Origin of the sequence: Rahnella sp. ATs2 (genome assembly GCF_051851855.1) — a bacterium.
In the GTDB taxonomy this organism is placed as follows: domain Bacteria; phylum Pseudomonadota; class Gammaproteobacteria; order Enterobacterales; family Enterobacteriaceae; genus Rahnella; species Rahnella variigena.
The window spans coordinates 1-12,141 of record NZ_JBLYPL010000001.1; the positions used below are offsets into that span (position 1 = coordinate 1).

Annotated in this window: 7 protein-coding genes; 5 read left to right on the plus strand and 2 right to left on the minus strand. The window is 51.7% G+C overall.

What is annotated here, in order from left to right; translation table 11 throughout:
* Positions 1–285: 285 nt before the first annotated feature.
* The 4 genes from metA (at position 286) to aceK (ending at position 6,317) form a co-directional block, all read left to right on the plus strand.
* Entirely contained in the window at positions 286–1,215 is a 930-nt protein-coding gene (gene metA, locus ACJY2G_RS00005) for a homoserine O-acetyltransferase MetA (protein ID WP_113876657.1), read from the plus strand.
* A gap of 374 nt (positions 1,216–1,589) precedes the next feature.
* Positions 1,590–3,188: a malate synthase A gene (gene aceB / locus ACJY2G_RS00010; protein WP_430319835.1), complete on the plus strand. Its 1,599-nt coding sequence runs from the start codon at positions 1,590–1,592 to the stop codon at positions 3,186–3,188.
* Between the two features lie 39 nt (positions 3,189–3,227).
* The gene (gene aceA, locus ACJY2G_RS00015; RefSeq protein WP_430319836.1) at positions 3,228–4,550 is read left to right on the plus strand and encodes an isocitrate lyase; all 1,323 of its coding nucleotides are present in this window, start codon (positions 3,228–3,230) and stop codon (positions 4,548–4,550) included.
* A gap of 54 nt (positions 4,551–4,604) precedes the next feature.
* On the plus strand, positions 4,605–6,317 hold the full coding sequence (gene aceK / locus ACJY2G_RS00020) for a bifunctional isocitrate dehydrogenase kinase/phosphatase (RefSeq protein ID WP_430319837.1): 1,713 nt from the start codon (positions 4,605–4,607) through the stop codon (positions 6,315–6,317).
* A 46-nt stretch (positions 6,318–6,363) separates the two neighbouring features.
* Here aceK and iclR read toward each other — a convergent pair whose 3' ends face one another.
* Positions 6,364–7,206, minus strand: a complete 843-nt coding sequence (gene iclR / locus ACJY2G_RS00025) for a glyoxylate bypass operon transcriptional repressor IclR (RefSeq protein WP_430319838.1) — start codon at positions 7,204–7,206, stop codon at positions 6,364–6,366.
* A 265-nt stretch (positions 7,207–7,471) separates the two neighbouring features.
* On the opposite strand from iclR, the gene metH reads away from it, so the two are divergent.
* The gene (gene metH / locus ACJY2G_RS00030) at positions 7,472–11,155 is read left to right on the plus strand and encodes a methionine synthase (RefSeq protein WP_430319839.1); all 3,684 of its coding nucleotides are present in this window, start codon (positions 7,472–7,474) and stop codon (positions 11,153–11,155) included.
* 188 nt (positions 11,156–11,343) lie between these two features.
* On the opposite strand, the gene ACJY2G_RS00035 is transcribed toward metH, so the two are convergent.
* Entirely contained in the window at positions 11,344–12,054 is a 711-nt protein-coding gene (locus ACJY2G_RS00035; protein WP_430319840.1) for a UTRA domain-containing protein, read from the minus strand.
* Positions 12,055–12,141: the final 87 nt, after the last annotated feature.

Sequence of the window (12,141 nt, forward strand, 5' to 3'; positions counted from 1 at the left end):
AGGTGGAAAGCCCTGTACTGACGTACAGGGCTTTTTGCTATGGGGAATTTGGATTTTATTGTTCAATATTTGTTCGAAAATCGTAAGTGTTTACTCGTTTGACGCCTGTTTCTTATCGCATCTTTCCCTTCATTTCCCGTTCTTTATAACCAGACCCTCTAAATTAATAACTGAAGCTGAAACATTTTCACTTACCACTTGCAAGCTCGACATCTTAAACAAAACCCGTTATCTTCGGCTATCTAGAAGTCTAAACGTATAAATGGATGCAGTGAGGAAGTTGTTATGCCGATCCGGGTTCCAGATGAACTACCAGCCGTGAATTTCCTGCGCAATGAGAACGTCTTTGTCATGACGTCATCACGTGCGAAAACCCAGGAGATCCGTCCTCTTAAGGTGCTGGTTCTCAACCTGATGCCGAAGAAAATTGAGACCGAAAATCAGTTTTTACGGCTGCTTTCAAACTCGCCTCTTCAGATTGATGTACAGCTGCTGCGCATCGATAGCCGTGAGTCTAAAAACACCCCCGCAGAGCATCTGAACAACTTCTATTGCGACTTTGAAGACATTCAACATGACAACTATGACGGTCTGATCGTCACCGGTGCGCCTCTGGGATTGGTCGACTTTTGCGATGTGGCCTACTGGCCGGAAATTGAGCGTGTCATTCACTGGGCGAAAGAGCATGTAACATCGACGCTATTTGTCTGCTGGGCGGTTCAGGCTGCACTGAATGTACTTTACGGTCTGCCTAAAATGACGCGTGAAGCCAAGCTCTCAGGGGTGTACCCGCATCAGACGCTGCAACCTCTGGCGTTACTGACCCGCGGTTTTGATGAAAGCTTCCTCGCTCCGCATTCTCGTTATGCAGATTTCCCCGCTGATGTGCTTCGTCAGCATACGGATCTGGATATATTCGCGGAATCTGAAGAGGCGGGGGCGTATCTCTTTGCGACGAAAGATAAGCGTATGGCCTTCGTGACGGGACATCCTGAATATGATGCAGGAACGCTGGCCGGAGAGTATCTGCGCGACGTCTCAGCGGGCTTATCTCCGGAAATGCCTTACAACTACTTCCCGCAGGATAACGCCGAACTTTCACCGAAGGCGACCTGGCGGAGTCACGGTCACCTGTTGTTCACTAACTGGTTGAATTATTACGTTTATCAGATCACGCCGTTTGACCTGCGTCAGATGAATCCAACCCTCGAGTAATCCCTTGTTCACGTTTTCAGCAGACGATCTTGCCGGTCGTCTGTTCATCCTCTTTTTATCCCTGCGATCCTTTTCTCTGGTCCCTTCCTGTTCTTCGTACTCTTCCTTCGATCGAAATTCATTACCATTTTATGAAAAAATAATTTACGCATATCTCATTGATTAAAAATAAGTCTTTTTATATTTAAAAATAAAATGGAAATCGTTTTTGATTTTATTGAATTCCTGATTACGCTTAAATCTATCGGGCAATAAATGACCAGAGGAAAATTGCCTCAGAAATATGAGTGCATCTCCGGTGTATTTCCAACCGTAAAAGTGTCTGTTCAGTGAAGCGGTCTGGCAGATTAAGCAGATAATTCAGGAGAAAAGCGATGTCAGAGCAAATTACACGCAGTCAGCTTGGCTTTACGCGTCGTTTTGGCGAGAACGAAGCGCAAATTCTGACCGAAGAGGCCGTGGAGTTTTTGTCCGAGCTGGTCGTGCATTTTACACCGCAGCGTAACCGCTTACTGGCTGACCGTATTGCCGTGCAGCAGAACATAGATCAGGGGGCATTGCCTGATTTTATTTCGGAAACTACTTCCATTAAAAATTCAGACTGGAAAATACTCGGGATCCCTGCTGATTTGCTGGACCGCCGCGTAGAGATCACCGGTCCTGTTGAACGCAAGATGGTAATCAATGCGCTCAATGCCAATGTGAAAGTTTTTATGGCGGATTTTGAGGATTCTCTGGCTCCGGACTGGCAGAAAGTCATCGAAGGGCAAATCAACTTACGCGACGCGGTGAACGGGACGATCAGCTACACCAATGAATCCGGGAAAATTTATCAGCTCAAGCCCGATCCGGCCATCCTGATTTGCCGTGTCCGTGGGCTGCATTTACCCGAAAAGCATGTGACCTGGCAGGGCGAAGCTATTCCCGGCTCGCTGTTCGATTTTGCTTTGTATTTCTTCCACAACTACCGCGCTTTGCTGGAAAAAGGCAGTGGCCCTTATTTCTACCTGCCAAAAATGCAGTCTTATCATGAAGCTGACTGGTGGAACCAGGTCTTCAGTTTTGCCGAAGACTATGCCGGATTATCTCGCGGTACGATTAAAGCGACGGTACTGATTGAAACCCTGCCTGCTGTTTTCCAGATGGATGAAATCCTTTATCACCTGCGGGATCATATTGTCGGCCTGAATTGTGGTCGCTGGGATTACATCTTCAGCTATATCAAAACACTGAAGAATCATGCTGACCGCGTATTACCCGATCGTCAGTCCGTGACCATGACTCAACCTTTCCTCAGTGCGTACTCGCGCCTGCTGATTAAAACTTGTCACCGCCGTGGCGCATTTGCGATGGGTGGCATGGCGGCCTTTATTCCCAGCAAAGACGTTAAGCGCAATGAATGGGTGCTGAACAAAGTCCGGACAGATAAAGAGCTGGAAGCGAATAACGGACATGATGGTACCTGGATCGCACACCCCGGGCTGGCTGACACCGTGCTTGAAGTGTTTGACAAAGCGCTGGGCAACCGTTCAAACCAGCTGGATGTCTTGCGGGAAGAAGATGATCAAATTACCGCCGGACAATTGCTCGAACCTTGTTCCGGCGAACGCACCGAAGAAGGTATGCGCGCCAATATCCGCGTCGCAGTGCAATACATTGAGGCCTGGATTTCCGGTAATGGCTGCGTGCCGATTTACGGGTTGATGGAAGATGCCGCCACCGCTGAAATCTCCCGGACATCTATCTGGCAGTGGATCCACCATGGCAAGTCGTTAAATGACGGCCAGCCGGTCACGAAACCGCTGTTCCGCCGCATGCTCAATGAGGAAATGCTGGTCATTCAGCAGGAGTTGGGCGAACAGCGTTTCAGCGCAGGTCGCTTCACACAAGCCGCGGCACTGATGGAAAAAATCACCACACAGGATGAATTAATCGACTTCCTGACCCTGCCGGGCTATCAGCTGCTGGCCTGACTCTTCTTACCCTACATAAAAAAGACCGGAGCATTTGCCATGAAAACGACCCGTACTCAGCAAATTCAGCAGCTTGAAGAAACCTGGAACCAGCCGCGCTGGAAAAATATCACGCGACCTTACACGGCGGCAGAGGTGATCAGCCTGCGTGGCTCAGTAAACCCTGAATGTACATTGGCTCAGCACGGTGCGGCACGTCTGTGGAATTTACTGCATGGCGCTTCGCGTAAAGGTTATGTGAATTGCCTCGGTGCTCTGACCGGCGGGCAGGCATTACAGCAGGCGAAAGCGGGGATTGAAGCCATTTATCTGTCCGGGTGGCAGGTGGCTGCCGATGCTAATACGGCTTCCAGTATGTATCCGGATCAGTCGTTGTATCCGGTGAATTCGGTGCCTGAAGTGGTGGCGCGGATTAACAATACTTTCCGCCGTGCGGATCAGATCCAGTGGGCGAATAACATTGAACCCGGTCAGCCCGGTTATACCGACTATTTTCTGCCGATTGTGGCCGATGCTGAAGCCGGTTTTGGTGGCGTACTCAATGCGTTTGAACTGATGAAATCCATGGTTGAAGCCGGTGCTGCAGCCGTTCATTTTGAAGATCAGCTCGCTGCTGTTAAAAAGTGCGGGCATATGGGCGGAAAAGTTCTGGTGCCAACACAGGAAGCGGTACAGAAACTGGTTTCCGCGCGTCTTGCCGCCGATGTTCTCGGGGTGCCGACGTTGCTGGTGGCGCGCACCGATGCAGATGCCGCAGATTTACTGACATCCGATTGTGACCCGTATGACAGCCAGTTTATTACCGGCGAAAGAACGCATGAAGGTTTCTACAGAACGCATGCGGGTATTGAACAGGCTATCAGCCGGGGGCTGGCTTATGCGCCATACGCTGACGTGGTGTGGTGTGAAACATCTACGCCAGATTTGAAACTGGCTCAGTGTTTTGCCGAGGCCATTCATGCCAAATTCCCGGGCAAACTGCTGGCCTACAACTGTTCGCCATCGTTTAACTGGAAGAAGAATCTCGACGATAAAACCATCGCCAGTTTCCAGGATCAGCTGGCCGCGATGGGCTATCAGTACCAGTTCATCACGCTGGCGGGCATTCACAGCATGTGGTTCAACATGTTCGATCTGGCTCATGCATACGCACAGGGCGAAGGGATGAAGCACTATGTCGACAAAGTGCAGGAACCTGAATTCGCTGCCATCAGCCGTGGCTACACTTTCGCTTCCCATCAGCAGGAAGTCGGAACGGGCTATTTCGACAAGGTCACCACCATCATTCAGGGCGGGCGCTCCTCGGTGACCGCGCTGACCGGTTCTACCGAAGAACAGCAATTCTCATCCACATCGCACTGACTCTCTTCCTGGCCCGGCGAAATCCGGGCCTTTTTCTCTTTTGGAGCTGCCACTATGCGTATAGAACTGTTGATTGCACAGACTATTTTGCAGGGATTCGACGCACAGTACGGCCGCTTTCTGGAGGTGACATCGGGGGCGCAGCAACGTTTTGAAAATGCCAACTGGCCAGCGGTACAGGCGGCGATGAAGCAGCGTATTCATTTGTATGATCACCATGTCGGACTGGTGGTTGCCCAGCTTAAATGCATCACCGGTCAGCACTTTTATGATGCCGCATTCCTGATCCGCATAAAGGAATGTTACTCCGAATTACTGCCTGATTATCCCCGGGCTGAAATCGCCGAAAGCTTTTTTAATTCAGTCTATTGCCGGATCTTCAAACATCGTGATCTGACGGCAGATAAGCTTTTTATTTTCAGCGAGCAGCCTGTCAGAAAACCACAAAATTGTTCACGTCCCTTGTCACGTGAGTATCCGGTGCAGGGCAATCTGATAGCCGCATTATCAAAGGTGCTTGATGACCTGCCGGTACGTTTACCGTGGGAAGAGGCGAACCGCGATGTTGATTATATTGCTACGGCATTGCAGCAACGCTTTTCCGCTGAGTGGCTGGCGGATGCTGATATTGAGATCGCCACAGAGCTTTTTTATCGCAATAAGGCCGCGTGGATTATCGGGAAAATCAGGGCAGGGTCGCAGATATTCCCGCTGCTGTTGCCGGTACATCTCAGTCATCAGAATCAGTTGTTTGTGGATACCTGTCTTACTGAAGGTAATGATGCCAGCATCGTTTTCGGGTTTGCGCGCTCTTATTTCATGGTGTACGCCCCACAACCCGGCGCGCTGGTTGAATGGTTGCGTGAGATATTACCGGCGAAAACCACTGCTGAACTTTACAGCGCCATCGGCTGCCAGAAGCATGCAAAAACTGAGTGTTACCGCGAGCACTTACGCTTTATGGCGCAGACCGACGAGGCTTTTATTATTGCGCCGGGTGTCAAAGGCATGGTTATGCTGGTCTTTACTTTGCCCGGCAGTGACCGGGTGTTCAAAGTCATCAAAGACAATTTTGCGCCGCAAAAAGAAGTGACCGAAGCACAGGTCATGGCCTGCTATCAGTTAGTGAAAGAGCATGACCGCGTAGGGCGGATGGCCGATACGCAGGAGTTCGAGCATTTTGTTCTGCCGAAGAAAAATATTAGTCCTGAGCTGATGACTGAATTACAGCGAGAAGTGCCGGCTAAAATTGAAGATCTAGATGACAGCATTGCGCTTCGTCATCTGTATATAGAACGGCGTATGACGCCGCTGAATTTATATCTGGAGCAGGCCAGTGATGCGCAGCTTCATGATGTGATAGAGGAATATGGCAATGCAATCAAGCAGCTGGCCGCGGCGAATATCTTTCCCGGTGATATGTTGTTTAAGAATTTTGGCGTGACCCGTCATGGTCGTGTGGTGTTTTATGACTACGACGAAATCTGCTACATGACCGAAGTGAATTTCCGCGACATTCCAGCAGCACGTTATCCTGAAGATGAACTGGCCAGCGAACCCTGGTACAGCATTGCGCCCGGTGATGTTTTCCCGGAAGAATTCCGGCATTTCCTGTGCAGTGACAAGCGTCTTGGCCAGATTTTTGAGTCGCTGCACGACGACCTGTTTAGCGCCGGTTACTGGCGCGGTTTACAGCAGCGTATCAGCGAAGGGCATGTGGAAGATGTGTTTGCTTATCGCCGTTCTCAGCGCTTTAGCCGCCGCTAAAGCGCGTAATCGTCCCGCCATATTTCGGCGGGATTTCATTGCCCTGTCAGTGTTTCCCGCCGCCGTACGCCTGCGTAATTTCTTTCGCCGCATGGATCACCAGAGCACCCAGCTCCGTCACCCGGTCATCAGTGATGCGCGAAATCGGGCCAGAGATGGAGATCGCCGCGTACGCATCATTATGCTCGTCGTAAATGCAGGTCGCCACACAGCGCAGGCCAAGTGCATGTTCTTCATCATCAAAGGCATAGCCGCGTTTACGTGTGTCCGCCAGCTCCTGCTTCAGGTTCGCCGGAGAGGTTTTTGTCAGCGGCGTATAGCTGTGCAGGCCAATCTTATGCAGCAGTTTTGCCAGGCGTTCTTCCGGTAATGTCGAAAGAAAGGCTTTACCGGCACCTGACGCATGCATCGGTAATTTGCCGCCAATCGGCGCGGACATTCGCATCAGCGCATTGCATTGCACCTGATCGATAATGATCGCCTGATAATCACTGTGATCCAGTACCGCCAGATTCACCGTTTCGCCGGATTCCTCCATCAGGCGACGCAACATCGGGTGGACCATCGCCAGTAAATTCCGGCTTTGCAGGAAACTGCTTCCCACAACAAAAGCGTGCGAGCCTATGGTCCACAAACCCAGATCGCCGACCTGACGGACAAAACCTTGTTGCTGCATCGTGGTCAGCAGGCGATGGGTGGTGGAATTCGGCAATCCTGCCTGCTGAGCAAGATCTGTCAGCGCTACGCTGCCTTGCGCTTCAGCGATATATTCCAGCAACTTAAGGCCACGTGTCAGAGACTGAACCTGCCCGGTCGCGGCGCTGCTTGTTGCAGTCGCGGCTTTGGTTTTCTTAGCACGTTTGGCCGGAGTCGATACGGACGTTGCCATGAGCCTGTTCCTTGTAAGATGCGCCAAATGCTGGCGAAGAAAAATCATTTTTGGAATTGGTTTTCGTTTTTACAGTATGGATCGCAACCAGCCTTTGCGCTCATCCGATGTGTTGCACTGCATTTGCGGGATGCCTTCCTGAATTGAAAAAGTCTCACGTCGGCGCGGGCTTTTGGTTGGGGAAGGTATGCTAGGATGTTGACCATAATTTCCGGCGCATGAATGCACAATTTGCCGGGTGTGAGTGACGGGTGATGAGGTGAAAGTGACTAATCGAGTTGAGGCGCTACATAAGCAACTGGCACAGCGCATTTTGGTTCTGGACGGCGGCATGGGCACCATGATCCAAAGCTACCGTCTGGAAGAAGAAGATTACCGTGGCGAACGTTTTGCTGACTGGGAAAGCGATCTTAAAGGCAATAACGATCTTCTGGTCTTGTCTAAACCTGAAGTGATCGTCGAGATCCATAACGGTTATCTGGCTGCTGGCGCCGATATTCTCGAAACCAACACTTTTAACTCCACCACGATTGCGATGGCTGACTACCATATGGAATCGCTGTCGGCTGAAATTAACTATGAAGCAGCCCGGCTGGCGCGTCAGTGCGCCGATGAGTGGACCGCCCGCACACCGGATAAACCACGTTACGTCGCCGGTGTGTTAGGCCCGACCAACCGTACGGCGTCGATTTCCCCAGACGTCAACGATCCCGCTTTCCGTAATGTGTCTTTCGATCAACTGGTCCAGGCCTATCGCGAATCGACCCGTGCGCTGATTGAAGGCGGCGCAGATTTGATCATGATCGAAACCATTTTTGACACGCTCAACGCCAAAGCCGCCACATTCGCGGTTGAAAGCGAGTTTGAAGCGATGGGCATTGTATTGCCTGTGATGGTTTCCGGCACTATCACTGACGCTTCCGGCCGTACGCTATCAGGCCAGACGACAGAAGCTTTTTATAACTCACTGCGTCACGTTAAACCGCTCACTTTCGGTCTGAACTGCGCTCTGGGTCCTGATGAGTTACGTCAGTATGTTGCTGAGCTATCCCGCATTGCAGAATGTTATGTGACAGCTCACCCCAACGCCGGTTTACCCAACGCCTTTGGTGAGTACGATCTGGAAGCCAAAGAGATGGCGGAGCACATTGCCGAATGGGCGCGCTCGGGCTTCCTGAACATCGTCGGTGGCTGCTGTGGTACCACGCCTGCACATATTGCGGCGATGGTGAAAGCTGTCGAGGGCGTACCGCCACGTGCGTTGCCGGTTATCCCGGTTGCCTGCCGTCTTGCAGGGCTGGAACCACTGACTATTGATCCGCAGACGCTGTTTGTGAACGTCGGTGAACGCACCAACGTCACCGGTTCCGCCAGATTTAAACGGCTGATTAAAGAAGAAAAGTATTCGGAAGCGCTGGCCGTGGCCCGTCAGCAGGTGGAAAGTGGCGCCCAAATTATCGACATCAACATGGATGAAGGGATGCTCGACGCCGAAGCGGCGATGGTGCGTTTCCTCAATCTGATTGCCGGTGAACCGGATATTGCACGCGTGCCGATCATGATCGACTCGTCCAAATGGGACGTCATTGAAAAAGGCCTGAAATGCATTCAGGGCAAAGGGATTGTTAACTCCATTTCCATGAAAGAGGGCGAAGAAGCCTTCCTGCATCACGCCCGCATGGTGCGCCGCTATGGTGCGGCCGTAGTGGTCATGGCATTCGATGAAACCGGACAGGCGGATACCCGCGCCCGCAAAATTGAAATATGCCGCCGTGCTTACAAATTACTGACTGAAAAAGTCGGTTTCCCGCCGGAAGACATCATTTTTGACCCGAATATTTTCGCGGTCGCCACCGGCATTGAAGAGCACAACAACTACGCTGTCGATTTCATCGAAGCCTGCGCCGATATCAAAACACAATTGCCGCACGCACTGATTTCCGGCGGTGTTTCCAACGTTTCCTTCTCGTTCCGGGGTAATGAACCGGTGCGCGAAGCTATTCACGCCGTTTTCCTGTATCACGCTATCCGCAACGGTATGGATATGGGCATCGTCAACGCCGGGCAGCTGGCGATTTATGATGATTTACCTGCTGAACTGCGCGACGCCGTTGAAGACGTGATCCTCAACCGCCGCGACGATGGTACTGAGCGTCTGCTTGAACTTGCCGAAAAATACCGTGGCAGCAAGGACGATGGCGAAGCCAACAAACAGCAGGCGGAATGGCGCAGCTGGGAAGTCAAAAAACGCCTTGAATACTCGCTGGTGAAAGGCATTACCGAATTTATCGAACTGGATACCGAAGAGTGTCGCCAGCTCGCTGCGCGGCCGATTGAAGTGATCGAAGGTCCGCTGATGGACGGCATGAACGTTGTCGGTGACCTGTTTGGTGCCGGTAAAATGTTCCTGCCGCAGGTGGTGAAGTCTGCACGCGTAATGAAGCAGGCCGTGGCCTATCTGGAGCCGTACATCGAAGCGAGTAAGGAGAAGGGCCAGACCAACGGAAAAATCCTGCTTGCAACAGTCAAAGGCGACGTACATGACATCGGCAAAAACATCGTTGGCGTGGTACTGCAATGCAATAACTACGAGATTATTGATCTCGGTGTGATGGTGCCGACCGACAAAATCCTGAAAACGGCAATTGAAGAAAATGTCGATATCATTGGGCTTTCAGGGCTGATTACGCCGTCACTGGATGAAATGGTTAACGTGGCGAAAGAGATGGAACGTCGAGGTTTCACCATGCCGTTGCTGATTGGCGGCGCGACCACCTCAAAAGCGCACACCGCGGTTAAAATCGAACAAAACTACAGTGGCGCGACCTGTTATGTGCAAAATGCCTCGCGTTCTGTCGGCGTGGTCTCGGCCTTGCTGTCAAAAGATCAGCGTGACGCGTTTATCGAACGTACGCGCAAAGAGTACGACACCGTGCGTATCCAGCATGCACGTAAAAAACCCCGCACACCGCCGGTCAGCCTTGAGGTCGCCCGCGATAACGCCACGACCATCGACTGGGACAACTACACGCCACCTGTCGCTCACCGGCTGGGCATTCAGAAAGTGGAAGCCAGCATTGAAACGCTGCGTAATTACATCGACTGGACGCCGTTCTTCATGACCTGGTCGCTGGCCGGTAAATACCCGCGCATTCTTGAAGATGAAGTGGTCGGCGAGGAAGCGAAGCGCCTGTTCAAAGATGCCAATGACCTGCTGGATAAACTCTCCACAGAGAAATTGCTTAATCCGCGTGGTGTCGTCGGCTTGTTCCCTGCAAACCGCAAGGGTGATGACATTGAAATCTATAGCGATGAACGTCGTGAAGACGTGCTGGTCGTCAGCCATCATTTACGTCAGCAAACCGAAAAAACCGACTTCGCCAACTACTGTCTGGCGGACTTTGTTGCGCCGAAATCCAGCGGCAAGAAAGATTACATGGGCGCGTTTGCTGTCACCGGCGGGCTGGAAGAAGACGCGCTGGCTGAGGCGTATGACAAGCAACATGATGATTATAATAAAATCATGATTAAAGCGCTGTCAGACCGTCTGGCAGAAGCGTTCGCAGAATACCTGCATGAAAAAGTGCGTAAGGTTTACTGGGGCTTTGCGCCGACAGAAAATCTGAGCAATGAAGAACTGATCCGCGAGAATTATCAGGGCATCCGTCCGGCTCCTGGTTATCCGGCCTGTCCTGAACACACTGAAAAAGGTCAAATCTGGAAACTGCTTGATGTCGAAGCCAACACCGGTATGCAACTGACCGAATCCTTCGCCATGTGGCCGGGGGCGGCGGTATCGGGCTGGTATTTCAGTCACCCGGACAGCAAATATTTCGCCGTGGCGCAGATTCAGCGTGATCAGGTGGAAGATTATGCGGCGCGTAAAAATATGCCTGTCGCCGAAGTCGAACGCTGGCTGGCGCCGAACTTAGGTTACGACGCCGACTGATCCTGAATACTCCCGCTCTCTGGAGGTGAAAACAGGCAGAAGAGTAAAGCGTCCGCGCCATGGATGGCGCGGTTTGAGCCATCAGGGATGATTTTACGGCGTCTTTACGATCTGCCTGTTTTCACTGATCCTGACATTCATCTTCAGCCCTCGTCCGGTTCCACCTGCCATTTCTCTGCTTCTTTAAATCAGTTGACTTCCACATCAATGTGCAATGCGTCATAGCGCCAGTATTCCAGATCGCAGTCGATAACCCGGTCATGCTGGTCACGGTTGATACGCGTAATAAACAACGCCGGACTGCCGGAAGCAACTTTCAGCGCATGTGACGCTTGTTCAGGCAGCAATGTCGGCACCATGTCGAAACGCACGCGTCCATAGTGGATGTCATAGCGGGATGCGTACAAATCAGTCAGCGATGTCGTGAGATCCGCGTCAAGAATGCCCTGAAAATACAGAGGATTAAGATAGTGCTCGACGTACAAAACCGGACGTTTATCGATATAACGCAGCCGGCGGATACATATCACCTCACTCTCAGACGGTAACAGTAACTTCTGGCAGACAGTCTCACTGGCAACGCAGTGCTTCGCATCGATCACTTCGGTCTGCGCGCTACGTCCCTGGTCTTTCGCCATCGCGTGAAAGTGACTTCTTTGCAACGGGTTGTAAACAATGCGGGGCGGTGACACAAACCAGCCACGGCGCACTTCCCGGTAGATCAGCCCCTGTGCCTCAAGCTGGCTTAATGCTTCCCGTATTGTGATACGGGTTGTGGAAAATTGTTCACTTAACGCCCGCTCAGAAGGCAGCCTTCCCTCGGCAGAAAATGCCCCGGCCGCAATACTTTCGCTCAATGCCTTGCAGATAACAGTAAGGGTGGTCTGCGATTCACTCATCGGTCAGCAAGCCTCATTTCAGTGCGTTTTTGCACCAATCCGACTCTTTATCGCGTAAATAATGTGCGCGTGTTAACAGCGATAAGC

Bases quoted from the DNA above. Each gene is read 5' to 3' on its own strand.
- metA (WP_113876657.1), top strand. From the start codon at position 286: ATGCCGATCCGGGTTCCAGATGAACTACCAGCCGTGAATTTCCTGCGC.
- aceA (WP_430319836.1), top strand. From the start codon at position 3,228: ATGAAAACGACCCGTACTCAGCAAATTCAGCAGCTTGAAGAAACCTGG.
- iclR (WP_430319838.1), bottom strand. From the start codon at position 7,206: ATGGCAACGTCCGTATCGACTCCGGCCAAACGTGCTAAGAAAACCAAA.
- aceB (WP_430319835.1), top strand. From the start codon at position 1,590: ATGTCAGAGCAAATTACACGCAGTCAGCTTGGCTTTACGCGTCGTTTT.
- ACJY2G_RS00035 (WP_430319840.1), bottom strand. From the start codon at position 12,054: ATGAGTGAATCGCAGACCACCCTTACTGTTATCTGCAAGGCATTGAGC.
- aceK (WP_430319837.1), top strand. From the start codon at position 4,605: ATGCGTATAGAACTGTTGATTGCACAGACTATTTTGCAGGGATTCGAC.